Raw genomic sequence first — 25,156 nt, forward strand, 5'->3', positions numbered from 1 at the left:
GATGAAAGAAACCTTAATCCTTTTGTACGGAGGTCGTAGTGCTGAGAGAGAAGTTTCCGTTCTCACAGCTGAAAGTGTGATGCGGGCAGTAGACTATAACCGTTTCACTGTTAAGACCTATTTTATTAGTCGTGAAGGAGCCTTTTACAAGACACAAGAATTTGACCAAACGCCTGATGTCACGGTTCGTTTAATGACCAATGATGGGATTGCAGATTTAGAATCCCTTAACCCAGGTGCAATCTATGAAGAGGGAGCTGTCATTTTTCCTTTACTCCATGGCCCCATGGGAGAAGATGGGACTATTCAAGGCTTTTTTGAAATCCTAGGCATGCCTTATGTAGGGACAGGCGTTCTGGCATCCAGCATGGCCATGGATAAAATCTCAACCAAGCGGATTTTAGAAAGTGCGGGGATCTCTCAGGTTCCCTATACAACTTATTTCGAAGGGGAAAATCTTGCAGCAGCTCTGGATGAGGCAGAAGCTAAGCTAAGTTATCCAATCTTTGTCAAGCCATCCAATATGGGTTCGAGTGTTGGTATCTCTAAGGCGGAGAATCGTGCTGGTTTGCAAGAGGCTATTTTGGAAGCTCTTCGTTATGACAGTCGAATTCTGATAGAACAAGGTGTGGATGCACGCGAAATTGAGGTCGCTATCTTGGGGAATCAAGACATTCAAACAACACTTCCAGGTGAAGTGGTAAAGGATGTCGCTTTCTATGATTACAAGGCTAAGTACATTGACAACAAGATTGAGATGGCCATCCCGGCTCAGATCCCAGATTCAGTGGCTAATGAGATGAGAGAAGCTGCTCGTAAAGCCTTTCACGCTCTAGGAGGAACTGGTTTATCCCGGTGTGATTTCTTCTATACTAAAGAAGGGGATGTTTTCCTCAATGAACTCAATACCATGCCCGGCTTTACCCAGTGGTCTATGTATCCCTTACTTTGGAAAAATATGGGACTTTCTTATCCAGATTTAATTTCAACCTTGGTGGATTTAGCCAAGGAAGTTTATGAAAAGCGGCAAGCGCATTTCTTCTAAAATATAGTAGGTGATCTCCAGTGGAAGGGCTTGCGCCCAATCATTGAAACATCACACAAGGTGAGGTGGTCGAGACGGTTGTCTGGCTGCCTTTTTTCTTAGCATTACGAATAAAGAAGGTAGAGGAGAAAAATATGTTTACAATTAGTGAAGTGGCAAGGGTTGTTAAAGCCAAGAATCCTCTAAAGTTTGACGAGGATTGGTCGCTTAATAAGGTTGAATTTGATAGTCGTCTGATTGAAGAAGGGGACCTTTTCGTCCCCCTAAAAGGAGCACGTGATGGTCACGATTTCATAGATTTGGCTTTTGAAAGAGGGGCGCGTGCCAGCTTATCCGATCGTGAATTAGAGACAGACCAGGTCTATTTTTGGGTAGAAGATGTCTTAACAGCTTTTCAAGATCTTGCGGCCTACGTTTTGGAAAAGAGTCAAGTGGATGTGCTTGCAATAACAGGCTCAAATGGCAAAACAACCACCAAGGATATGTTGGCTCATTTGTTGGCAACTACTTATCCAACCTATAAGACGCAAGGCAATTATAACAATGAAATTGGCTTGCCATATACCATCCTCCATATGCCTGAAGGTACCGAGAAACTTGTCTTAGAGATGGGCCAAGACCACCTAGGAGATATTTCCTTGTTGTCTAGGATTGCCAAACCCAAGGCTGCTGCTGTGACCATTGTAGCGGAAGCTCACCTAGAGTTTTTCAAGAATCGGCAGGAGATTGCTCAGGGGAAACTGCAGATTGCAGATGGTATGCCTGAGGGAGCCCTTCTGCTGGCTCCAGTAGATTCGATGTTAGATGCGTTTATCCCAAGCCATCTTCAAGTGAAACGTTTCGGTCAAGGTGGAGATATTTACCTATCTGATTTAGAAGAAAATCGTACCTGGCTTCGTTTCCGCACTAACTTCCTAGGAAATACTCTGCAAGTTCCCCTACCTGGAAAATACAATGCTACGAATGCATTGGTAGCTGCTTATTTGGCAAAAGCTGAAGGTGTATCTGAAGAAGCTATCGTTGAGGCATTTAAAAGCTTGAAATTGACCAAAAATCGGACTGAGTGGCGGACGGCTCAAAATGGAGCAGCCATTCTATCTGATGTTTACAATGCCAACCCGACAGCCATGCGTTTGATTTTAGAAACCTTTGCGAGTTTATCAAGAGAAGAAGGGGGACGTAAGATTGCGGTGTTGGCAGATATGAAGGAATTGGGACAGGAATCCAATCAACTTCATGTATCCATGATTACCAGCCTGAGTCCTGAGGAACTAGACAAAGTTTATTTCTATGGCGAAGAGATTGAGAACTTAGCTAAATTAGCAGCGGAAATTTTCCCACTAGGTAGTGTGCTTTATTATCCGACAAAGGACTTTGAGGCTTTGTCGCAAGCCGTTTGTGAAGATGTACAGCCTTCCGATCAAATTTTATTAAAGGGAAGTAACTCCATGAATTTAGCTAAGATCGTTGAGGCTTTAGAAGGAGATTAAGCCATGAAGGACATGTTTGCTCAGTTATTTTCGACGATTCCGCTGGAGCATCCACCTCATATTAATTGGCTTGTTCATTTAGCTTTATTATTGAGTCTAGCTTTTTTGTTTGTCCTGGCGAGTAAATCTAGAGGAGAACTGATGGTCAAAGGAATCTTCTTGATTTTACTGCTTGCCTTATATGGATTTTTCATATTTTTGGATTTTTCTTGGCAAACAAGTCTGCCCTTTTATCATTGCCGTCTAGCCATGCTCTTCTTGTTGTTTTCAAGAACTGGCTCCAAATTTAAGCAGTTCTGGGCTTACTTAGGAATTATCGGTCCCATAGTTGCTTTTGCCTATCCTGTTTTGTATAATTATCCGTTTTTTCACATTACGAACATCAGTTTTGTATTGCTGCACCAACTCCTGTTTTATCTCTCAGCAGCTTACCTTTATCGTCAAAACAATGTGACCTCGCTTTCCAAGCGAGAGATTCAAATCTATTCTTTTAGTTTGACGGTGGTGATGGCTATTGCAGTGGTCTGGACAGGAGGGAACTACGGTTTTCTTCTGGACTTGCCTATTTTGCATACTAGATCTTTATGGTTCAATACGATGTTTCTGAGCCTTCTTTTAGCGCTCGGTATTAGAGGAATTCAAGAATGCTTCTTTTCTTTTAAAACAAGAAAAAGGTTAGCTGAAGAAGGACTGGTTTGAACTGTGTTATAATGGAAAAAACATAAAGGAGAGTGACAAATGGGTATTTTCTCAGGTTTGATGGGCAATGCAAGTCAAAAGGATTCACAAAAAGTAAAGGAGGATTTGGACAATATCCTTCTTTCAGAAGAGAATGTTGAAATGGCATTTGCTTTAGTTCGGGATTTAATTGTCTTTACAGAGTACCGCTTGATTCTTGTAGACAAACAGGGAATGACAGGGAAAAAGGTTTCTTATAAATCGATTCCTTATGGTTCCATTTCTCGATTTACGGTAGAAACCAGTGGGCATTTTGATTTGGATGCGGAATTGAAAATTTGGATTTCATCTGCTGTGGAACCAGCAGAAATTCTCCAATTCAAGAGTGACGACAGCGTGGTTCAAATTCAAAAAGCACTAGCTGCAGCTGTGCTCCTTTAGAATGATGCTCGAAAATACTGCTTTTAGTGCCTTTCTAGAACGTTTTCCAGAAGATGTCCAGTTAATTTTAAGGGAGATGATTCCAAGCTACCAACAAGGGTATCTCGATTATGTTTACCAAACAGATAAGCCCGAGATTCAAGCGCGCCGCATTAAAAATTTGGTGAAAAATTTCCGGATGATGGACTATACTTTTGTGATGTCACTTCCGCAAGATCTGGCCTTGGAGATTGTTAGTGACTGGCAATACCCTCCAGGTTTTACTGAGTTATTGGATCCAATTCAGTCCGAGTTACTAGATGCTGAGGCGAGAGAGGGGAGAGATTTTGCGGTCATTTTGAATGGTCGGTTACTCGGGCATTTTCGACTAGATAAGACTGACAAAGGTATGCTTCTCTACTTAGCCCTAAAGCCAAAATATATTGGTCAGGGCTGGGGTCCTCGGTTTTATCAGACCATCGAGGATTTCTTGGTAAAACAAGGAAAGATAAGGCAAATTACTGTCATGTCTCGAATTACATACCATCAAGTATTTTTTCAAAATCAAGGTTTCGAAAAAACGTCTGATATGGATCCATACTTGGTAAAATCACTATAGAGTTGGGAAAAAGAGTTGGGCTGCAACTCTTCTTCATCATTTATTGGTAGGATAGCTGAGCCGCTTTTTCTTTGGTTTGACTTTAAGAACGTGTTATAATTGAAAACAGACAGATAAATTTTTCATGCTTCAATACGGAAAGTATTTCGAATTGATAGAGTATGAATGCTCGCGAACTATCACTGAAATAAACTTGACTGTGGTGGTATGGCTGCCTAATGAAAAGGAGAAGTAACGATGCTGTTTGGGATTATTTTTTTCGGACTTTTGCTCTTAGTGGTATGTCTCTTAGTCATAAGCTCTCTTTATGTTGTACGCCAGCAATCAGTAGCTATTATTGAGCGTTTTGGCCGCTATCAAAAAACCGCATCTAGCGGTATTCATGTGCGACTCCCACTGGGGATTGACCGCCTGGTTGCTCGGATTGAGCTGCGCTTGCTTCAAAGTGAGATTGTCGTAGAAACAAAAACCAAGGACAATGTCTTTGTTACTTTGAATATTGCGACCCAATATCGTGTAAACGAGTCCAATGTTACGGATGCTTATTACAAACTGATTAAACCAGTGAGTCAAATCAAGTCCTATATTGAGGATGCGCTTCGTTCTTCAGTTCCTAAGTTAACCTTGGATGAATTGTTTGAGAAAAAAGATGAAATCGCTTTGGAAGTTCAAAATCAAGTTGCAGAAGAAATGTCTACCTATGGTTACGTGATTGTGAAGACTTTGATTACCAAGGTTGAACCAGATGCTGAAGTGAAGCAATCTATGAACGACATCAATGCTGCGCAACGCAAACGGGTTGCCGCCCAGGAATTGGCTGAAGCTGATAAGATTAAAATTGTAACCGCAGCGGAAGCTGAAGCTGAAAAAGATCGTTTACACGGGGTTGGGATTGCCCAGCAACGGAAAGCCATTGTGGACGGACTAGCAGAATCAATTCGAGAGTTGAAGGAAGCTGAAATCAGTCTTAGCGAGGAGCAGATTATGTCTATTCTCTTGACCAACCAATACTTGGATACCCTAAATAATTTTGGTATGTATGGTAACAGTAGTATCTTCCTACCGGGCCAACCAGATGGGGTGGAGGATATCCGCACTCAACTTCTCTCAGCTATTAAAGCCAAATAATGCTTAGCTAATTTCAAAATCAGAATACTCGCGGAATTTCAAATAAATGAAGAGGACAGCTGATGATGATCGTTCAACAGGTCTGGGAGACCTGTTGAATATTATCCATTAAGCGTGCAAGGCACGCAATCAGTCAGTTCATCAAAAAGGCTTGACAAAGACATATTTTGAAATCCAATGACTATAAACAAAAATGCACCAATTTGGTGCATTTTTTATAGGTCGGCGTCAGTGAAAACAACCTGACCGTTTTCAAATTTTTCAATACGAGCGAGGGAGCTTACAGGGATTCCCATATCTTGAATGAGTTGCCGTCCATCTTGGAAGGATTTTTCAATGACAATTCCAACGCCTTCTACCGTAGCTCCTGCCTGTTGAATGATTTCAATCAAGCCTTTGGCGGCTTGGCCATTGGCTAGGAAATCATCTACAATCAGCACGCGATCATCTTGGTTCAAGAACTTGCTGGCAATGGAGACAGTTGAAGTAACCTGTTTGGTAAAGGAATAAACTTCAGCCGTTAGGATGCCCTCAGTCATAGTAATATTTTTATGTTTTTTAGCGAAAATCATAGGCACATCAAGGCTCTCAGCCACATAAGCAGCTGGTGCAATGCCCGAAGCTTCAATGGTCACAACTTTAGTGATTCCCTTATCACGGTATCCGTCAGCCAGGACCTTCCCCATCTCCTTCATCAACTTATAGTCAACTTGGTGGGTCAGAAAGGAATCGACCTTGAGAATATTTTCGCCAAGTACATTCCCATCTTTAAGAATACGTTCTTCTAATAATTTCATCATTTCCTCCAACTATTGATGAAATCTATTATAGCACGTTTTTGAGAAGAAAAGAAGAAAGAAATGGAGAGAGAAATGAAGGTTTTGTAGGTAAAGGCGAACGTTATAGCATACATGTTTATAAAACGTATTGATTTTGAGTGTATTTTTTGATAAACTGAGACTATTCTTTTTTAAAACAGAAGGAGGAGCCATGTCTCAGAACATCAAAAAAGAATCATCGGAAACCATGCTCTACGGTGTTGAGGATACACCACCGAAAGGATTGGCCATCCTGTTAGCCCTGCAGCATATTTTAGCTGCTTTTGCAGGTATTATTGCGGTTCCCTTGGTTGTATCTTCAGCCCTTGGACTTCCGGTTGATCAAACCTCAGCCCTCGTTTCGGCAGCTATTTTTGTAGCAGGATTGGCTACGATTTTACAATCCAAAGGATTGGGACCCATCGGGGCGCGTGTTTCCGGTATGATGGGAACAGACTTTACCTTTGCAAATCCAGCCATTAGTGTTGGAAGCCAATTTGGCTTAGCAGGTGTCGTTGGTGCGACCATTGCAGGATCGTTCGTTGAAATTATCCTTAGTCGCTTTATTAAACCCCTTATGCGTTTTTTCCCACCTTTAATTACGGGAACGGTCGTAACGTTGATTGGAATTACCCTGTTACCAGTCAGCATGGACTGGGCTGCGGGTGGTGCAGGAGCTAGTGATTATGCTTCTGTTGAAAATGTCAGCATTGCATTCGTTGTCATGCTCTTTACACTTTTCTTGAACCACTATGGAAAAGGGATGATGAAAACTGCATCTGTCTTTTTCGGAATGGTGTTCGGATATGTCCTCTGCATTTTCCTTGGGAAGGTAGATTTGTCCGCTGTGAATGAAGCCGCTTGGATTGCTCTTCCAAATGTTTTTGGCTTTGGTGTTCGTTTTGAATTATCAGCCATTTTAGCCTTTATCCCAGCCTATGTGGTATCTTTGATTGGTACAGTTGGAATCATGATGGCAATCGGTGAAGCTTCTGGTCAAAAAATGACTTCTGAAAGAGCTGCTAATGGAGTTTTGGCTGACGGAGTTGGCTCACTCTTAGCGGGTGTTTTTGGGGCGGGACCAAATACAGCCTTTTCTCAGAATGTCGGTCTGATTACTCTTACCAAGGTTGCTAGTCGTCAAGTCATGGTACTGGCAGGAATTTTGTTAGCAATTCTCGGAGTTTTTCCAAAGGTTTCAGCTCTAATCTCCATTATGCCGCAACCGGTTCTAGGTGGTGTAGGAGTCATCATGTTTGGTTTAGTGGCAGCACAAGGGGTTAAAACACTTGCGACTGTTAAAATGGGAGATCGTGAACTCCTGATTATCTCACTTGCCTTTGCCTTGGGAATTGGGGTAACCGTTCGACCAGACTTGCTTAGCAATTTGCCTCTAGCTCTTCAAATGATTTTCTCTTCAGGAATCTCTACCGGAACAATTGTAGCCTTAATCTTGAATCAAGTCTTAAAAGAACAATAAACAAATGAGGTCGGATTTTGTCCGACCTCATTTGTTTATTGTTGAAGGGTCCAGGCAGAGATGCTGCGACCTAAAACAGGGAAGGTTGCCCAACCGTCTTCTTGAACAGTGACGGTATCTGGGTGATGTTCTAATTGATCCGCAAATACATGGCCTTGCCACTTGGTTCCAACGTACATGGAAATAGCTGAGTCATCTTTATTGCTGATGACAACTGCTAGAGGACTGCGATCCAATTCATCAGGAATTCGTGTCCAACCGATGGTGTTGGCATTTGCAAAGTAGTCTTTCTCTTCTCCGTAGGCTAAATACTTCCGGAGGAGCAGGAGTTTATCCAAGTCTTCTTGGAAGCTTGCTTGGGCATGGTAGCCTTGGACACCATAGTAATCACCATAAAAGACACAGGGCTTCCCATTTTTACGGAGTAAAATCATTCCGTAGGCCAGTGGCTTAAACCAGTCAGCAACTACAGATTCTAAGGCCTGCCCTTTTTGTGTATCATGATTTTCGACAAAGGTTACCGCTGAATCAGGGTGATTCTTAACCAAAGAACCGTCAAATATAGTAGTTAAGTCAAAGTCAGCCCCTTTTTCGCCGGCTTCATGAAAATTATAGTGAAGTCTGACATCCACCAAATCAAATCGATGGTCCGTATCTTCAAGATAATTGGTGTTGGTCTCTTCATCGGGGTTCCAGAATTCTCCAAACACATAGAAATCTTCAGAGAAATTTGCTTTGATGTCCCGAATAAAGTTTTTCATAAAGAAGGAATCGATATGCTTAATCGCATCGAGGCGGAAACCGGAAATTCCGGTAGTTGGGATAAACCAATTGGCCCAGTCATATAGGTTTTGAACGACTTCTGGATGCTTGAAATCTAAATCAGCATACATGAGATAGTCGTAGTTCCCATTTTCATTGTCTACCAGACTATCATCAGACCAACCTTTGTTGTCACCCACTATTTGATAGATTCCGTTTTGATTGCGCTTGGCATCAAAATCGGTACCAGTGAAGTGGTACCAATGCCACTGGAAGTCATTGTAACGACCTTGACGCCCAGGGAAGTAGAAGTGTGTCCACCCCTTAATGCGGAACGGGTCTGTTAATTCCTTGGTACGATCTTCTGGATCAACTTCAACGACTTCAAAAGATTCTAGCCCATCAGCAGCAGCTTTGTGATTGAGGACTACATCTGCGATGGTTGCAATGCCATGATCCTTTAGAATACGGATGGCTTGGACATATTCATCCTTCGTTCCATATTTGGTTCGAACCGTACCTTTTTGATCAAATTCTCCTAAATCGAAGAGATCATAGATTCCATATCCAACATCATTTGAATTGGTAGCCTTAAACGCTGGTGGTACCCAAACTTGTGTAATTCCAAGTTCTGCTAGATGAGGGGCATCACCAGCTAAACGATTCCAGTGTTGGCCATCATTCGGTAGATACCACTCAAAGTACTGTATAAGTGTTTCATTCTTTTCCATACCCCTATCCTAAAACTCGGAATACTTTTTGTCAAATTTTTACCAGTAACTAAGAAACACATTTGATTTTTTTTTAAGAATTGTGTAAAATTTAAAAAAGATTGTGAGGAAAAAATGAGTCGCAAAGAGAAAAAAATTGAAGTACAGTTAACCGATCAGCAGGTAAAGATTGGTAAAGATAGCTATGAAGGTTATCAATTAATGATTGGAAAACAGGTTGTAGGTGAGATTGCCGAACTAGATCAGCAATTCGCGCTGGTTTCGAATGGAAATGTACAGGAATTTCATAAAACTTTGGAACAAGCAATTGAAAAATTAATCGAAAGCTACAATTTATCCAAATAAATGTCTTGCATTCTGAAGATAATGTGATATAATAATTCTTGTTGATGTCGGAGAGATAGCGAAGAGGCTAAACGCGGCGGACTGTAAATCCGCTCCTTAGGGTTCGGGGGTTCGAATCCCTCTCTCTCCATTCTCATTATTGGGGTATCGCCAAGCGGTAAGGCAAGGGACTTTGACTCCCTCATGCGTTGGTTCGAATCCAGCTACCCCAGTTCTTAGGTTACTTATTGGATAGAGGACGCTAAAATATCCTTTGGGTATTTTATTTCTTTATATCCAGGCGACGGTTGAAGCGATGCGGTGCTTAGGAAGAAATTTTATAAGTATATCAAGTCTAGAACTTGATTGTTGGAGGATTTTTTAGATGAACGAATTTGAAGATTTGCTAAACAGCGTTAGCCAAGTTGAGCCAGGTGATGTTGTTACTGCTGAAGTATTGACTGTAGATGCTGGACAAGCTAACGTAGCAATCTCTGGTACTGGTGTAGAAGGTGTCTTGACTCTTCGTGAATTGACTAACGATCGTGACGCTGACATTCACGAATTGGTTAAACCAGGTGAAACACTTGAGTTGCTTGTGCTTCGTCAAGTTGTAGGTAAAGACACTGATACTGTTACCTACCTTGTATCTAAAAAACGTCTTGAAGCACGCAAAGCTTGGGATAAATTGGTTGGACGTGAAGAAGAAGTTGTTACTGTTAAAGGAACTCGCGCTGTTAAAGGCGGTTTGGCAGTAGAATTTGAAGGACTTCGTGGATTCATCCCTGCATCTATGCTTGACACACGCTTTGTTCGCAACACTGAGCGTTTCGTAGGTCAAGAATTTGATGCGAAAATTAAAGAAGTGGATCCAAAAGAAAACCGCTTCATTCTTTCACGTCGTGAAGTTGTAGAAGCTGAGTCTGCAGCAGCACGTGCTGAAGTATTCGGTAAATTGAATGTTGGTGACATCGTAACTGGTAAAGTTGCACGTATCACTAGCTTCGGTGCCTTCATCGATCTTGGTGGTGTAGACGGATTGGTTCACTTGACTGAATTGTCACATGAGCGTAACGTTTCACCTAAATCTGTTGTAACAGTTGGCGAAGAAATTGACGTTAAAGTTTTGGACTTGAACGAAGAAGAAGGTCGCGTATCCCTTTCTCTTAAAGCTACTGTTCCTGGACCATGGGATGGCGTAGAACAAAAATTGGCTAAAGGTGATGTGATCGAAGGAACAGTTAAACGTTTGACTGACTTTGGTGCCTTTGTAGAAGTACTTCCTGGTATTGATGGCTTGGTTCACATCTCACAAATTTCACACAAACGTGTTGAAAATCCAAAAGATGCGCTTCAAGTAGGTCAAGTTGTAAACGTTAAAGTTCTTGATGTGAACGCTGCAGATGAGCGTGTATCTCTTTCTATCAAAGCTCTTGAAGAGCGTCCAGCTCAAGCTGAAGGACAGGAAGAGAAACGTGCTTCACGTCCACGTCGTCCACGTCGTCAAGAAAAACGTGACTTCGAATTGCCAGAAACACAAACTGGTTTCTCAATGGCTGACTTGTTCGGTGATATTGAACTTTAATCAAACAAATGAGGCAGGGTGTAATCCCTGTCTTTTTTTGTCGGATTTATGAATGGAATCTCCTTTATTTCTTTTTGTAAAAATGACTGCATTACTCTTCTAAGTCTAATGTATAAAAAGATAGAGGAGATTGATAGGCCTTGAGCTTTTTTTATACTCTTTTAGTTTATCTTTTATTGCTGTGTTAGCTCGTCTTGCCGTACTTCAGTGTTGTCTTCGACTCGCTGCCTTGTACTAAAAGTAAACTAATACACTATATTGTTTTATCCATTTTTTGAATGCGTTTAAATATTGCTGGTTTTGATTGTACTCCAGATTATTGACACTCAGTGTTAAAAATAGTTGCAGTGATTTAAGCTCGTAATTAAATCACAATATAGTCGTTTAGGACGTTTTGACGACAGTTCGTTTTCTTTTTTTCCTTTTTAGGACAAAATAACAACCTTTCAAGACAAATACAATTTCTCAAAGATTTTCCATGCTAAGCTATAGGAGATTCTTTTTTGTTTCTACGAATTAGTAAGTAAAGAGAGAAAGAGCAGGAAGCCTCAATGAATATCTACGTATATGAAGAGCGATTGCTGTCTCATTTTTGGTGGGAAGATACACTGATGCAAATTTTATTTTCTTGTGGGATCGAAGTGAAGGAAATTGACATTCGTTCAAGCTTTACTCAAATGCTTGAAAAGTGGGAAATTCGTGGCACACATCAGGTTTTCATATTGGTTCTTTATGGAGACGTTAATCGGCAACGTTTTTTTGAATTAGCGTGTCAGATTCGGAAAAAGGATCCTCTGGCTAGCTTGATTATTGTGTCGGATACACTAGCGTTTATGGAAGAGGTTTATAGAACTCAGATTGGAGTTCTAGATTATATTTTGAAAGATACTCATCCTGTACTTTTTCATCAGCGTTTAGCGAGTTTGTTTCTCCAAATCCACAACACCTTTATCATGGATGGTCCGAGGGAGATGATTTTATTACAGACGGCTCAAGTACAAATTCAAATGCCAATTAAACGGGTCTTTTTTATAGAAAGGAGCGAAAAAGCTCATTATATCTCTATTATATGTGCAGAGGAAGAGTTGTCTGTTATTGGCAGTTTACAGGATATTAGAGAGGCGACTCCCTACCTATTTTCATGTCACCGATCCATACTCGTCAATCCGAAAAATATATTAAGGGTAGATAGGATGTTGCGGATAGCTTATTTTCCAAAAGGCTACTCTTGTCCAATTTCACGAAAAAAGATGAAGCCGCTTTTGGATCGAATTCATCTTCATAAGTCTGACAAATTGAGAAATAGGAAGCTTTAATGCTCATTGATTTTCAACATCTGACTTTGTTAAGCCTCTTTGATGAACTATCATCATCAGCTGTCCTCGTCATTTTTTTGAAATCCCGCGAGTATTCTGATTTTGAAATCAGTTAAGTATAAAAGCTACAAAAAAATCGGTCAATGCTGACCGATTTAAGGTGTTTGGGGATCTCCGGTCTCAGTACTGCTACTTGATGAGCTAGAAGAAGAGTCTTCAGGGAATTGCTCAGGGTGTAGGGCCTTATAGGTCGGAGAATTGAAGAGATCTATTGTACTGGTTTGTCGCTGACTAAAGAGACTTGTCGATTCATCGCCCTTGTCTTTTTCAGTTTTCAGCAATTGATCCAAAGCCTTGTTGTAGCTGATTTTGCTTACATCTGGTTTGCCAAGGCGATTTCCATTGTAGAAGCGGAGAAGATCACCGGTCTGAATCATATCTGAGATTGATAACTGTTTATTGGCCTTTTCTCTAGCTTCATCGATCGCTTTTTGAGTGGATTCATCCGGAGTGGTGATTTCCTCACCGGTTTCAGTATAGTAGGTCCTACCAGAATAGCTAGTGTACTCGGGTGTAACGAAGTTATTGCTAGAACGGAATGCGACGATTTGCTCGTGCTCCGGTGAAAGAAGATCCTGACCAACCTGTAAGAAGTCGCTTGAATTGATGCCTAGTAAGTGTTCTAAGGTAGGTAACATATCGATTTGACCACCAAATGTGTCGATCACAGAACCTTGTTCCATTCCAGGGACAACGACGATGTAGGGTACCCTCTGAAGCATTGCGTTATCATACGAGGACCAAGTTTCCGGATTCTTATCAATAAGAGGTGCGAGTGATGGGTTCCGAGAATTGGAAATTCCATAGTGATCGCCGTAAAGTACAATCACGGAGTTTTCATAGAGTCCAGTTTCTTTGAGATAATCAAAGAAGGATTTGATTGCTGTATCAAGGTAGTTGGCTGTTGCAAAGTATCCGTTGATGGTCTCATCTTTAGTGTCAGCCAAAGGGAAACCTTGTTCATCACCTATGAGGCTGGTTGTGTATGGATAATGATTAGAAACCGTCAAATATTTTGCATAGAAGGGTTGTTGCATATGCTCCAAATATTGAATGGAGTCCTTAAACATAATTTTGTCATTCAATCCATATTGGAAGGAATTCTCATCGGTTGCCTTACTCATATAAGATTGATCAAAGAAATAGTTGTATCCCCACTGCTTATAGGTTGTGTTCCGGTTCCAGAAGCTTCCGATATTTCCGTGGAAGACAGCGGAGGTATACCCACCAGTTTCGGCGAGAATATGCGGTGCTGCTTGCTGGGTATTGGTACCTCCATAGTTAACCATGAAAGAACCTTGGTTCAAACCAAAGAGCCCGGTTTCAATCATGGTTTCAGCATCTGAGGTTTTTCCGGCCTTGACCTGATTAAAAATATTAGAGAATGCAAAGCTCTCATTTGAATGATAAAGGGAATTGATAAATGGGGTAACCTCATATTCTTGACCCTCAGATTCCAATTTGTAATCAATCAAGAATTGTTGAAAAGATTCAAGATGAAGGTAGATCACATTACGTCCTTTGGCAATTCCAAATGTTGCTGGATTTGGAGCTGCATTGTGTTCCTTCATATATTCAAGCACTGGCTCTAAATCTGTTTCAGAAGCCTTAGCCCGTTCCTTATCCGCTTGATAAGTCTGGTTAGCGCTGTAGCCAAAGAAGGCAGGCAGTCCTAGAGCGCGGACAACATAGTAGTTGGAGAATCCCCGGCTTAACAACTCTGGCCGATCGACTTCAGCAAAGAAGAGATTGGCTGAGAAGAGCATGGTGGATAAGGAAGTAATTGCAAAACTGGCATTAAAGCTGATTGGCCTCTGGTCGAATGTAATTTTCTTTTTCCAGAAAAGATAAACAAGAAGAGGTATATCTAGTAAATAAAGAATATCAAATGGTCGAAAGAGCTTGACTGCTGCATCGCCCAAACCAGCTGAAACGCTACTGGAGGCCAACATTGTATTTAAGGTAATGAAATCCGAAAACTCTCTATAATAGATGACATTTGAGAAGAGCCAAGCGAATAAAAGAAGGTACATGACCGCTAAGAAGGGGTAGAACACCTTGGTTGGTTTGGCATAGAAGGGCAGTCCAAGTAAGAGGAGCCCTAAAGGTAATGGATTCAAAAAGGCTAAGGCCAATTGGTAGAATCCTTGCATATTTCCCAACTGAATATCCAGATTAAAACTTAGGAAATAGGCGGCAATACTTTTTAACCAGTAGAGGATGAGTAGGACAAAGACCAAGCCCAATCGACTACTCATTGTTTGTAGAAGTGATTGTGTTATTTTTTTCACGGAATAAATCCTTTTTATCTAGTTGTTTTTCTTTAAGAAGAATAGATTGTATTTTGGGACTGGTCCCAATTTTGTTTCAAGTTTGATTATATCACAAAATAGAGGAGGGGATATAGCGACAGGGAGTCAAACGCTTGTTTTTTAAGGCTTACTTAAGTTTAATCTAAAATTTTTAAGGGAATTGTGGCATTTTTTCAAATCCGAGCTACTTTCATTTTTAAACTGACACATTGTAAATTAAACGGGAATTATGAACTTTTTCCTTGAAAAATCCGTCAACTGTCCTTAAAAAATGTTTTGAAAAATGGAAATTCATAAACAAAGGGGTGAAAAATTCGAGCAGACCTGGTGTAAGACTTTGCAATTTTGTCCTATTTTGATAGCTTTTTTGATATAATTGAAGAATGAAACATGTCGTTCTATCAACTCGCTGTCAGCAAGAAATTGCCAGAGGAAGAATTCTATTAAAAGATAAAGATTTCCAAAATAAACCTCTGAATGATGGTTTTGTTCATTTTCAAAATGCGAAAGGGCAATTTGTAGCAGCCGGTTACCTTTCCAAACAAAACAAAGGACTTGGCTGGGTCTTGTCTTTGGAACCGATTGAATGGTCTAATTCTTTTTTAGTGAATTGCTTTCAATTGGCCCGAGATAAGCGTCAAGCCTATTTCAAAGATCCAGAGACAACCGCCTTTCGACTTTTTAACCAAGAAGGTGATGGTTTGCCAGGATTGACTATCGATGTTTACGGTGATTTTCTCTTATTTACTTGGTATAATTCCTTTATTTATCAGAATCGTGATCAGATTGTCGCGAGCATTCAGAACGTGTGTCCAGATTACTTGGGTGCTTATGAGAAGCTTCGTTTTCAAGGGGCTCCTTATGAAACGGGTCATCTTTATGGACAATCAGCACCAGATGTTTTTACAATCCTTGAAAATGGCGTGTCTTATCAGGTCTTTTTGAATGACGGCTGGATGACTGGAATTTTCTTGGACCAGCACGTGGTTCGGAGAGATTTGGTTAAGGGAATGGCTGAGGGCAAGCGCCTGTTAAATCTCTTTTCCTATACGGCTGCTTTTTCAATTGCAGCAATTGCGGGTGGAGCAATAGAGACGGTGTCGGTTGATTTAGCCAAGAGGAGTAGAGAGCTTTCTCGGGCTCATTTTATGGCCAATGGATTTAGCTTGGAGGGGCATTCACTTATTGTGATGGATACTTTCGAGTATCTGCGGTATGCAGCTCGGAAGGATTTACAGTTTGATATCATCGTGATTGACCCACCTAGTTTTGCCCGGAATAAGAAACAAGTTTTTTCTGTTGCCAAGGACTACCATCGTCTGGTAGCCAAAGCTCTAAAAGTTTTGGCTCCAAAAGGTCAATTGATCTTAAGTACCAATGCAGCTCAGCTTTCGCTTGAGAAATTTAAGCAAGAGATTGCGGCTGGAATGAGTGGGAAAGCCTATCAAATCGAAAAGGTTTATCGCTTGCCGGAAGATTTTCCGAGTTATGCACAAGAGACCACTAGCAATTACTTAAAAGTTATAAAGATAAGGGTAGAGGAATGAAGTTAGTTGTACCAATCATGCCAACTAGTTTGGAGGATGTGGAAAACCTAGATCGGGATCGTTTTGACTCGGTAGACATGATCGAGTGGAGAGCGGATTATTTGGCAAATAAGGAGGAGATTTTAGCTTTGGCTCCAGCCATTTTTGAGAAATTTGCTGGCCGCGAAATTGTCTTTACCTTGCGCACGACCCGTCAGGGAGGCCATATTGAATTAAGTGGACCGGATTATGTGGAGATTTTGCGTGAAATTCAGGCATTGTACCAGCCAGAGTACATTGACTTTGAATTTTATGCTTATCGAGAGGAATTTGATAAGGTTTTAGATTTCTCAAATCTGGTTTTAACCTATCATAATTTTGATGAGACACCTGATAATCTAATGGAAATTTTGTCTGAATTGACAGCCTTGAATCCGCGGATTGTAAAGGTTGCAGTTAAACCAAATCATGAGCAAGATGTTTTGGATTTAATGAACTTCACGCGTGGTTTCAAGACTTTGAATCCAGAGCAAGAATATGTTACGATTTCGACCGGAAAGTTAGGAGTCTGGTCTCGCTTGGTTGGGGATTTAACGGGCTCTTCTTGGACCTTTGCGGCCTTGGAAGTGCCAAGCGCTTCAGGTCAACTTTCCCTTCATAAAACCAGAAGTATTTTAGAAGCTGTGCAAAATCCAGATTCTGACCAAACAGATTTCTAAAGGTTTTGCGTGCTGGAATTTGGTATTTTTCTCTTGCTTGGGATTTTGTCTTTGATGTTGGGCTTCTATCATGCGCGTGTCAACATCTCCTCTCTTTTTCCTGAGAAATACCGTCTTTACCAACTGGCCGCTCTTCTTTTTTAGTCATATTGGCTGCTCAATTCTCTTTGCTTAATCAAGCTAAATTTTAGGAAACTTGCTATAATTGAAGTAGAAGGAGAAAACTATGTCGAATATTTATGATGTTGCGAATGAATTAAACCGCCGTTTGCGGGCTTTGCCAGAATATCAAGCTGTTGTGCAGGCTAAGGAGGAGATTGCTAAAAATCCTGAGGCCCAGGCTATTTTTGAGGAGTACATTGCTTTTCAAAATGAGCTCCAACGGATGGCCCAAACTGGTCAAGCACCAGAAGCTGATCTTGAAGGTCGCATGCGTGAATTCTCTGAAAAAATTCAAGGTAATGAGTTGGTGTCTAATTTCTTTGCCAAAGAGCAGCAACTAGGTGTTTACCTTAGCGATTTGGAACGGATTGTTTTTGAGCCAGTTCAAGAATTATTGCAATAAGCCACTTTTTAAAACCGTAAAACTAGTCAAAACTCCCTGCTTCAAATCGTCGAAACAGGGAGTTTTGTTTACGGAGAAAAAAACAATTGAAAATGATTTTGTTCTCTGATTCTCTTGCTATGTATATCGTCGTTCTTTTGGAAACTTTTAGCAATGTTCGATTGTAGTATAGCTTAGTGAAACTTGATGTGATTGTTATTTCCCGCGAGGGTTTAATATTTTGAATCCTGCAGGAATTCTCGATAGCCTCATTAAAATTCTTGGTTTGGCTTTGACCTTGACAATTTGGCCATCCGCTATGATTTGGACAGTTAAATCACGGCCCTTGTGATTTGATTCTACGTTCACTTTAAGGGTATGAATTTCTGATAAAGGCTAGGCAATAGTCCCTCATGCCTATCTTGATTAGTCTTTTAAAAAGGAGGTCAGAAGGTCTTTTTTTTGCTTGTAAATAGGTATTGGAAGGTATATACTGTCTATAAATATACAAGGTTAAAGGAGTGTTGCATATGATTAAAAGCAACAAGCGGGTAATCTTTCTTAGTTTTATCCTATTTTTAATCTGTAGTTTCTCTGTATATTTATTCCATTTAAGTATTTTCAGGGCCTGCTTGATTCTAATTTTGGGAGTTCAAGGTGCTTTAACAACTAGGTCAATGAGCGGCCAGTCAGTTGTTTGTACTAGAGGTTTCGACTGATGCAAGTTTGTTCGTAGTATTTCTTTTTAGCCTGTTCTTCTTTTGGGGTAGTTTGTGTAATCAGATTCCCTACAATCCTTGGATTGGGATTCAGATTGACTCTACTAGAAACGGATGAGGGGAATTAGCAGGCCCCCCATCAGTTCTTAGCTTATTTAAGCTATCCTGTTTCTTTCCTGACTCTATTGCTTTATCCACATTTGAATATGAATCTAGTTGTTGTCATTTCCTTTTCTGCCTGGATAGCCTTACCCTTGATCTTTTCAATCTGGATTTATCCAAGAATCACAACAAAACACCCTTAAAACATTTTTAAATATGTTCACCTTAAGTATAACACAGATAGCGTTTTTTTGCGCTTTTTTACTGTGTTATTTTCAAATAAAAACTCAGCCGGTTGAGGCTGAGTTTTTTGAGGCTTATTTGAGGCCGTACTGATTACAGGTTGATATGCTGTAGATTCTTAATATTGTTGGTTAGCTTGGAATAATGGTTTTTGATTGATTTATTAATGTCATCAAATACTATTCAATTGAAGAAGTGGCAATCAATTTGACGATCAAAAATATAAGTCTTGTCGGTAAATAAAAGGATAGTCAAATATGTTAAAACACTGCCTACAGTCTGAATCTGTTGGGAGTGTATTTTATTATTCAACTTTTGAGACAGTTAAGTCTCCTCCAGTTGTAGCTACGTTACTTACTTTTACTGTAAAACTCACGCTGCTTGAGGATTTGATTTTGTTTGCTATACTTTCAGAAGCATATAACATAAGGTCATCTTCTTTTCCACTATCTTGATTAAATGCTTTAACATAAATTAAGTATTTTGTATTATCCGCATTCATTCCCCAAATATCTTGCCAAATTGGTTGAGCGGTAAATTTATAAACTTCTCCATCTTTTAGTCCTCCAAAATTTGCTTTTGTCAGTAATTCATCTGGAGTAATTGAAATTTCACTAGGTATGCTTGTTTCTGTACTTGAGATAGTCGATGAGTTTGAGCTAGTAGACGTTTGTGTACTAGCTTCAACTACTTTTTTTCAGATGATTGGTACTCCTTATAATCTTCATCGGTAAAGAAAGAGACATTCCAACTAGAAATTTCATATACGCTTTCAAATTTTAGTTCCATTCCTTCTTGTAAATCTAACTTATAAGGTTTCCCAACAATTTTCAAAGATTCATGCTCATAATCTTTATAGTTGTTAACATCCGTTCCATAATAAAAACTGATATAAGCCTCTGAATTATTGGATTGTATTTCAGTGAGTACAACATAGTATCTACCAGGTTTAATATCAGTACCAACTTTATATACTCCATCAGCAAAAAAGGAAACAGTTTCAGGTTTTTCTTCTGAAGATTGTGTTGTTTTAACTGTTTCTGAAGTTGTAGTTGTTTTCTCGCTAGATTTATTACTACATCCAATTAAAATAGTAAGTAGTGCAGTTGAAAGTAGAGTAATTTTGGCTAGTTTTTTCATAAAATCTCCTTAATCTTAAATTTACTTTATTCCCCCGATTCATAGAAATTCTAATGTTTGGCAATTATGGCAAATGTTCTATTAAGAATAACTTGTGCTTTTAGGGGAATAAGAAATAATTACTTTTTAGTAATGTATCTATTATACCAAAAAGTTCTTTTTATAGAACTTTTTATAAAGAAAGTTCTATATTTTTAGGTGTGTGCATCTTGAATTTAGTGTTATTCTGAAAGACAAGAAAAGGATAGTCAGATGAATAATAAAAAAACTTTGTCTCAATTTGTAGCAGATAGAATTAAAGTTTTACGTAAAGAGAGAGGGTTAACACAAGAGAAGCTATCAGAGTCCTCACAGCTAGATGTTAAATATGTGAATAAATTAGAAAATTACAGACATTCAGCAAGATTAGAGACTTTAGAGCAATTGTTAGATGCTTTAAATGTGACGTATAGTGAGTTCTTTGAATTCAATATTCATGCTCAAACTCCAGAGTTAGAGGCACTACTGGAAGTTATTTCTGAATTACCTGTTGACGAACAACAACGCAAGATAAATGCAGTAATTGAATTGCTTAGAGATTAAAAATAGCCCTGCTTTATTAACCAAGCAGGGTTATTACTTTATTACATATGATTTGGAACAAATATATTTACATACTCATTTATTGGTACAGTTTTAAGGTAACAGGTAACAGATAAGCAGAGGAAGGAGAAAACAGCTCAGACATTTGAAGATTTTGTGAGAAGTTAATAATGTGGCAATCACAAAAGAAAAAAACCATTTCCAATCTTTCGGAAATGGTTTACTATCAACAGTTTTGAGCAATTGATACGGTTTCTTATTTGAGGCCGTACTTTTTGTTGAAACGGTCCACACGTCCATCTGCTTGGGTGAACTTTTGACGTCCAGTGTAGAATGGGTGTGAATCTGATGAGATTTCGACACGAATCATTGGGTAAGTTTCACCTTCAAATTCAACAGTTTCGTTAGAGTTCTTTGTTGAACCGCTAAGGAACTTGTAACCAGTAGATGTGTCCATGAAGACAACAGGGCGATATTCTGGATGGATATCTTTTTTCATTTTTTTAAAAATCCTTTCTGCCATGGTCTCTTTGCGAGCCATAGATTATTACTGAACTAGTTTACCAAATGACCAGGTATTTGGCAAGTTTTTTTGCCTTATTTCTCTGTTTTTTTCAGCAAATCCTGAATTTCTTGGTAGATTTGGTCGTTTTCTGTGGAAGAGGCGGAGTTTGCACCGCTTGCAAGGGGGTGGCCACCACCGGAGTGGTTTTTGGCAATGTCATTGATAGGAATAGTTTTGGAACGGAGACGGACTCGGTAGCTACCATCTTCTTGTTCGACGAAGACTCCCCAGGCTTTGACATTTTTTATACGACCGGGTGCACCGACAATAGCTGAGCTATCAGACTCTTTAAGGCCAAAGCGATTGAGGTCTTCTTGGGTAATGATGACACGTGCTGCACCATTCCCGTCCATTTCAAGGTTGTCGTAGACAAATCCTTGTAATTTTGCAACTGCAAGACTGATAGTGTCCATTTCACGTGAGAGACTGCTGAAGTCAATAGGGAATTGACGGAGATAGGCTGCCATCTCGAAGGTGATGGTGGTTGTGGATGGGAAAAGGAAACGACCTGTATCTCCAACGATGCCTGCATAGAGTAGGCGGGCTGTTTGAACATCCATAAGAAGATTGGCTTCACGAGAAAACCGAGTGATCATTTCACTGGTTGAGGAGGCTTGTGGGTCAACCCAGCTGATGTCTCCGTAAGGGGTATCGTTTGGGTGGTGGTCAATTTTGATTAATTCGCGTCCGTTTTGGTAGCGCTGGTCGTCGATTCGTTCGCGATTGGCGGTATCACAGACAATAACCAGAGCGTCTTGGTAGTCTTGGTCGGATACGTAGTTCATACCGGCTAACCAATGGAGGTTTGGTTCATCGTAGCCTGTGACGAGCACTTTTTTTTCTGGATAGTTGAGAAGGAGAAGATTTTGGAGTCCTACCTGGCTCCCAATCGCATCCAGGTCAGGGCGTACATGCCGGTGGATGATGATTTTGTCGTATTGGCGAATCTTTTCTAGTAATTGTTCAAAAATTTCTTCCATGTTGTATCCTTTTTGCTTTTTTTCCATTTTATCATAAGGGCAGGCCAATGCAAACTTTCGGGTATGGTTTGTGTTATAATTGAAGGCGAACAATTATTTAGGAGGCTAAAATGGCATTAGCTAAAATTGTCTACGCAAGTATGACAGGAAATACTGAAGAAATTGCGGATATCGTCGCAGATAAACTACGTGATTTGGGTTTGGAAGTCGATGTAGATGAATGTACCACTGTAGAGGCTGAGGATTTTCTTGAAGCGGATGTGGCTATTGTGGCATCTTACACCTATGGTGACGGTGAATTACCAGACGAAATCGTTGACTTCTATGAGGACTTGAAAGAGATTAATTTAGAAGGAAAATACTACGGTGTAATTGGCTCTGGAGATACCTTCTATGATGAATTCTGTAAGGCTGTAGATGACTTTGACCAAGTATTCTCTGAAATTGGTGCTGAAAAGATTGCAGAAAATGTCAAAGTTGACTTAGCAGCTGAAGATGAAGATATTGAAAATCTTGAGAATTTTGCGGAAGAAATTGCTGCGAAATTGACCTAAGGTAATGCGAAGAGGCTGGGCCATGCCCAGCCTTAAAGTATATCTGTGCATGGTAAGGAGATGTTTTTTTGACCAAACTATATGGAATATTAACTAAAATTTTACAGGTTGTACTCTTGGTTTTGAGTTTGCACTGGGTCTTGGTCGCATTTTTGGCACTGGGTCAACCTTGGTGGCTGACTTTTCCAGCGGCACTGGGGTTAGGTTTTTGGATTTATCGTAAGCCTTCATTCTGGAAACGAATCTACGATTTTCTCTGTCGTCACAAACTAGCAGTCATTGTTGTTCTAACCGTATTTCAGATTTTATTGCTTTTATCGGCTCAACTCTTAATTCGAAGGGATGCGGCAGTGGTTTTCTTAGGAGCCTTCAAACTATCTAAGCCCTTGTCGATTGCCAGTTACCTGACTCGAAATCCTAACAACCTGCCCCTTTTTCTCTATGAGCGCTGGTTTTATAATCTGCTGGGTCCAGCGGCCCTTTGGGTGATGCAGGGAATCAATATCCTTGCTACCAATCTCTCAGCTTTGATTTTGTTTAAGGGAACCGAGACTTTCTGGGGACGTAAGCGGGCAGATTTGGTCTTCCTCTTTTACACAGCTCTTCTGGTGGCTTCACCATTTTTTATGGCGATGTATACGGATATGTTGGCCTTTCCCTTCATTAGCCTGCAATTTTTCTTTGCTATGGGCCTACTCAAGTCCAATCGAACCAAGCGGATGGCACTGCAATTGGGTTTGGTGACAGCTCTAGCCTATCTATTACGTCCAACCGTGTTGGTGACTGTTTTAGCCCTCTTTTTAATTCTCTTTTTCACCAAAGATTGGCGAAAGCTGCTCTTGGGCTTAAGCCTTTTTAGTCTGAGTTTTGCGGTTGTCCATGTCCCTCTACAGCGTGCCATGGACCAGCAAACTGAGGTCAACTTGGTGGAAGGTGACGGCTTGGCCAAAACGCCCCTCCTCTTTGTGAATCTGGGCTTGACTTACTCGGGGACAGACCAAGAAGATATGAAGGAAGGCTTGCTGGCCTATTTAGATCCGGAGGTGCGAGAGGAGTATAACAACGGAATGTTTGCGGAAGAGAATGTCAAAAAGGAAATTCTACGTCGCATCCGGGAGTATAATTTCTGGACCTTTACGGAGCATACTGTTTACAAACAAAGTCAGACGGTCCTAAGTGGAACCCTTAACTGGATTTACTATGAGGATGTTGAGCGCGAAAAAACACCTTACATTTCTCCACTTTATGAAGAGGTAGGCTCACAGCCCTTCTTTACTTGGATTCGTCGCCACTTTATTTCATTCGACCGCCCCGAGTTTGGAGTTTATGCTTGGGTCAAACAGGTAGTTTGGATTGCTCTAGCTTGGGGCATTGTCCGAGCTAGCAGGCGTTATGCGGGTGAACGCACCGATCTACAATTTGTCCTGTTAGCAGTTTTAGGTGGTTTCCTTTTCCTTCAGGTTTTCGAAGGCGGTAAAACGCGCTATTTAATTCAATTTTTACCACAAATTTTAGCTTTATCAAGTCTAGGATGGGTACGGGATGACAAGCATGGAAAGATTTAAAGAGACTGACTGGTATCCGGCTCTGCAAGCTGAGTTAGGAAGTGCTTATTTTGAGCAAGTAGAGGCTTTTATGGAGGAAGTATATGAAAAGGGACTTGTGTTTCCAGCAAGGCAAGATGTCTTTCGAGCCTTTGAATGTTCCAGCTTGGCTCAGACGCGAGTGGTGATTTTGGGACAAGATCCCTACCATGGGGAGGGACAGGCGGATGGTTTGAGTTTTTCTGTTCCTACTGGTGTACCGGCTCCTCCCTCCCTTCGGAATATTTTTAAAGAGTTAGAGTCGGACATAGGACCGAGATCAGTGACGGATTTATCTGATTGGGCTCAGTCAGGGGTGCTCTTGTTGAATTCTGTTTTGACGGTAGAGGCTGGTCAGGCCAATAGTCATCAAGGGCGTATCTGGGAAGTCTTGACGGATGCTGTGATTTCTCTCTTGGGTAGGAAAACAGACCCCATCGTTTTTATTCTCTGGGGCAAGTTTGCACAAAAGAAAAAGCCCCTTATTGGGCCGGGACATATGATTTTGAAATCGGTCCATCCGAGTCCTCTGTCGGCATACCGAGGTTTCTTTGGAAGTCGGCCTTTTTCCAAAGCAAATGCATTCTTAGAAAAACCGATTGATTGGTTAGGAGGAAAACCATGAAGCAGCAGCTGGCGACGATTTGTTATTTGGATAATGGGAAGGAGTTTTTGCTTCTTCACCGGAACAAGAAACCAAATGATGTCCATGAAGGGAAGTGGATTGGGGTCGGTGGTAAGGTCGAGGCTGGTGAGAGTCCGGAAGACTGTGCCAAGCGGGAGGTCTTTGAAGAGACGGGCTATCTCGTCGGGGACATGGATCTGGTTGGTCTGATTACCTTTCCTGCTTTTACACCTGGTACAGATTGGTATACTTATGTTTACCGGATCCAAGATTTTTCGGGGACGCAAATTGAGAGTCCGGAGGGCAGTTTGGCTTGGGTTCCTTATGATGAAGTACTTTTGAAACCAAGTTGGGAAGGGGATCACCTCTTTCTCAAGTGGATACTGGAAGAAAAACCGCTGTTCTCAGCTAAGATGGCCTATAAAGGCGATCATCTTCAGGATTGGTCAGTTCAATTTTACAAATAAGGCGCAGAAAACACATTCTGCGCCTTATTTGTTCGCAAT

At 40.7% G+C, this 25,156-nt stretch carries 25 protein-coding genes and 2 tRNA genes; 20 read left to right on the forward strand and 7 right to left on the reverse strand.

Annotated elements, in window-relative coordinates; translation table 11 throughout:
- Position 1: 1 nt before the first annotated feature.
- The 6 genes from JEQ21_RS01945 (at position 2) to JEQ21_RS01970 (ending at position 5,380) form a co-directional block, all read left to right on the forward strand.
- Positions 2-1,045 carry a D-alanine--D-alanine ligase gene (locus tag JEQ21_RS01945; RefSeq protein WP_199363747.1) on the forward strand — a complete coding sequence of 348 codons (1,044 nt, stop codon included), beginning with the start codon at positions 2-4 and terminating at the stop codon, positions 1,043-1,045.
- 134 nt (positions 1,046-1,179) lie between these two features.
- Positions 1,180-2,535: a UDP-N-acetylmuramoyl-tripeptide--D-alanyl-D-alanine ligase gene (locus JEQ21_RS01950; RefSeq protein WP_199363748.1), complete on the forward strand. Its 1,356-nt coding sequence runs from the start codon at positions 1,180-1,182 to the stop codon at positions 2,533-2,535.
- Positions 2,536-2,538: 3 nt separating this feature from the next.
- Positions 2,539-3,234 (forward strand): TMEM164 family acyltransferase, encoded by a 696-nt coding sequence (locus JEQ21_RS01955; RefSeq protein ID WP_199363749.1) that lies wholly within the window; start codon positions 2,539-2,541, stop codon positions 3,232-3,234.
- Between the two features lie 39 nt (positions 3,235-3,273).
- Positions 3,274-3,654, forward strand: a complete 381-nt coding sequence (locus tag JEQ21_RS01960) for a PH domain-containing protein (RefSeq protein ID WP_199363750.1) — start codon at positions 3,274-3,276, stop codon at positions 3,652-3,654.
- A 1-nt stretch (position 3,655) separates the two neighbouring features.
- On the forward strand, positions 3,656-4,252 hold the full coding sequence (locus JEQ21_RS01965; protein ID WP_199363751.1) for a GNAT family N-acetyltransferase: 597 nt from the start codon (positions 3,656-3,658) through the stop codon (positions 4,250-4,252).
- Positions 4,253-4,489: 237 nt separating this feature from the next.
- Complete coding sequence (locus JEQ21_RS01970) at positions 4,490-5,380, forward strand: SPFH domain-containing protein (protein ID WP_199363752.1); 891 nt, start codon at positions 4,490-4,492, stop codon at positions 5,378-5,380.
- A 215-nt stretch (positions 5,381-5,595) separates the two neighbouring features.
- On the opposite strand, the gene JEQ21_RS01975 is transcribed toward JEQ21_RS01970, so the two are convergent.
- A complete protein-coding gene (locus tag JEQ21_RS01975) occupies positions 5,596-6,177 on the reverse strand; it encodes a xanthine phosphoribosyltransferase (RefSeq protein ID WP_196092001.1) in 582 nt (193 codons plus the stop codon).
- A 193-nt stretch (positions 6,178-6,370) separates the two neighbouring features.
- Between JEQ21_RS01975 and JEQ21_RS01980 the strand changes: the two genes are divergently transcribed.
- Positions 6,371-7,678, forward strand: coding sequence for a nucleobase:cation symporter-2 family protein (locus JEQ21_RS01980; protein ID WP_199363753.1), 1,308 nt, complete (start codon positions 6,371-6,373; stop codon positions 7,676-7,678).
- Between the two features lie 35 nt (positions 7,679-7,713).
- Here the strand turns inward: JEQ21_RS01980 and JEQ21_RS01985 are convergent, their stop codons facing one another.
- A complete protein-coding gene (locus JEQ21_RS01985; protein WP_199363754.1) occupies positions 7,714-9,171 on the reverse strand; it encodes an alpha-amylase in 1,458 nt (485 codons plus the stop codon).
- Between the two features lie 114 nt (positions 9,172-9,285).
- On the opposite strand from JEQ21_RS01985, the gene JEQ21_RS01990 reads away from it, so the two are divergent.
- The 5 genes from JEQ21_RS01990 (at position 9,286) to JEQ21_RS02010 (ending at position 12,396) form a co-directional block, all read left to right on the forward strand.
- Positions 9,286-9,516 carry a DUF2969 domain-containing protein gene (locus tag JEQ21_RS01990; RefSeq protein ID WP_196091984.1) on the forward strand — a complete coding sequence of 77 codons (231 nt, stop codon included), beginning with the start codon at positions 9,286-9,288 and terminating at the stop codon, positions 9,514-9,516.
- A 49-nt stretch (positions 9,517-9,565) separates the two neighbouring features.
- Positions 9,566-9,646: transfer RNA gene (locus tag JEQ21_RS01995), tRNA-Tyr, on the forward strand.
- Between the two features lie 10 nt (positions 9,647-9,656).
- Positions 9,657-9,728: transfer RNA gene (locus tag JEQ21_RS02000), tRNA-Gln, on the forward strand.
- Between the two features lie 152 nt (positions 9,729-9,880).
- Entirely contained in the window at positions 9,881-11,080 is a 1,200-nt protein-coding gene (gene rpsA / locus JEQ21_RS02005) for a 30S ribosomal protein S1 (protein WP_196091985.1), read from the forward strand.
- 551 nt (positions 11,081-11,631) lie between these two features.
- Complete coding sequence (locus JEQ21_RS02010) at positions 11,632-12,396, forward strand: LytTR family transcriptional regulator DNA-binding domain-containing protein (protein ID WP_199363755.1); 765 nt, start codon at positions 11,632-11,634, stop codon at positions 12,394-12,396.
- 155 nt (positions 12,397-12,551) lie between these two features.
- On the opposite strand, the gene JEQ21_RS02015 is transcribed toward JEQ21_RS02010, so the two are convergent.
- The gene (locus tag JEQ21_RS02015; RefSeq protein WP_199363756.1) at positions 12,552-14,747 is read right to left on the reverse strand and encodes an LTA synthase family protein; all 2,196 of its coding nucleotides are present in this window, start codon (positions 14,745-14,747) and stop codon (positions 12,552-12,554) included.
- A gap of 404 nt (positions 14,748-15,151) precedes the next feature.
- Between JEQ21_RS02015 and JEQ21_RS02020 the strand changes: the two genes are divergently transcribed.
- The 3 genes from JEQ21_RS02020 to JEQ21_RS02030 all read left to right on the forward strand — a co-directional run bounded on the left by JEQ21_RS02020 (position 15,152) and on the right by JEQ21_RS02030 (position 17,578).
- Positions 15,152-16,315: a class I SAM-dependent rRNA methyltransferase gene (locus tag JEQ21_RS02020; RefSeq protein ID WP_199363757.1), complete on the forward strand. Its 1,164-nt coding sequence runs from the start codon at positions 15,152-15,154 to the stop codon at positions 16,313-16,315.
- A complete protein-coding gene (locus tag JEQ21_RS02025) occupies positions 16,312-17,013 on the forward strand; it encodes a type I 3-dehydroquinate dehydratase (RefSeq protein WP_199363758.1) in 702 nt (233 codons plus the stop codon). The genes JEQ21_RS02020 and JEQ21_RS02025 overlap by 4 nt, the downstream gene beginning before the upstream one ends.
- A gap of 226 nt (positions 17,014-17,239) precedes the next feature.
- Positions 17,240-17,578 (forward strand): YlbF/YmcA family competence regulator, encoded by a 339-nt coding sequence (locus JEQ21_RS02030; protein WP_199363759.1) that lies wholly within the window; start codon positions 17,240-17,242, stop codon positions 17,576-17,578.
- A gap of 1,347 nt (positions 17,579-18,925) precedes the next feature.
- On the opposite strand, the gene JEQ21_RS02035 is transcribed toward JEQ21_RS02030, so the two are convergent.
- The gene (locus JEQ21_RS02035; protein WP_199363760.1) at positions 18,926-19,123 is read right to left on the reverse strand and encodes a hypothetical protein; all 198 of its coding nucleotides are present in this window, start codon (positions 19,121-19,123) and stop codon (positions 18,926-18,928) included.
- A 185-nt stretch (positions 19,124-19,308) separates the two neighbouring features.
- Entirely contained in the window at positions 19,309-19,761 is a 453-nt protein-coding gene (locus JEQ21_RS02040; RefSeq protein ID WP_196967349.1) for a hypothetical protein, read from the reverse strand.
- 252 nt (positions 19,762-20,013) lie between these two features.
- Here JEQ21_RS02040 and JEQ21_RS02045 point away from each other — a divergent pair, with 252 nt between their 5' ends.
- A complete protein-coding gene (locus JEQ21_RS02045) occupies positions 20,014-20,343 on the forward strand; it encodes a helix-turn-helix domain-containing protein (protein WP_196967350.1) in 330 nt (109 codons plus the stop codon).
- 256 nt (positions 20,344-20,599) lie between these two features.
- Here JEQ21_RS02045 and JEQ21_RS02050 read toward each other — a convergent pair whose 3' ends face one another.
- Positions 20,600-20,842, reverse strand: coding sequence for a type B 50S ribosomal protein L31 (locus tag JEQ21_RS02050; protein ID WP_135036345.1), 243 nt, complete (start codon positions 20,840-20,842; stop codon positions 20,600-20,602).
- Between the two features lie 98 nt (positions 20,843-20,940).
- The gene (locus tag JEQ21_RS02055) at positions 20,941-21,888 is read right to left on the reverse strand and encodes a DHH family phosphoesterase (RefSeq protein ID WP_196967352.1); all 948 of its coding nucleotides are present in this window, start codon (positions 21,886-21,888) and stop codon (positions 20,941-20,943) included.
- A gap of 110 nt (positions 21,889-21,998) precedes the next feature.
- Here JEQ21_RS02055 and JEQ21_RS02060 point away from each other — a divergent pair, with 110 nt between their 5' ends.
- The 4 genes from JEQ21_RS02060 (at position 21,999) to JEQ21_RS02075 (ending at position 25,117) form a co-directional block, all read left to right on the forward strand.
- Positions 21,999-22,442 carry a flavodoxin gene (locus JEQ21_RS02060; RefSeq protein WP_199363761.1) on the forward strand — a complete coding sequence of 148 codons (444 nt, stop codon included), beginning with the start codon at positions 21,999-22,001 and terminating at the stop codon, positions 22,440-22,442.
- A 68-nt stretch (positions 22,443-22,510) separates the two neighbouring features.
- Positions 22,511-24,007 (forward strand): hypothetical protein, encoded by a 1,497-nt coding sequence (locus JEQ21_RS02065; RefSeq protein ID WP_199363762.1) that lies wholly within the window; start codon positions 22,511-22,513, stop codon positions 24,005-24,007.
- Entirely contained in the window at positions 23,994-24,650 is a 657-nt protein-coding gene (locus JEQ21_RS02070) for a uracil-DNA glycosylase (protein WP_199363763.1), read from the forward strand. The genes JEQ21_RS02065 and JEQ21_RS02070 overlap by 14 nt, the downstream gene beginning before the upstream one ends.
- Entirely contained in the window at positions 24,647-25,117 is a 471-nt protein-coding gene (locus JEQ21_RS02075; protein WP_199363764.1) for an NUDIX hydrolase, read from the forward strand. Before JEQ21_RS02070 ends, JEQ21_RS02075 begins: the two co-directional genes overlap by 4 nt.
- Positions 25,118-25,156: the final 39 nt, after the last annotated feature.

Source organism: Streptococcus sp. 121 (assembly GCF_016458205.1).
Taxonomy (GTDB): domain Bacteria; phylum Bacillota; class Bacilli; order Lactobacillales; family Streptococcaceae; genus Streptococcus.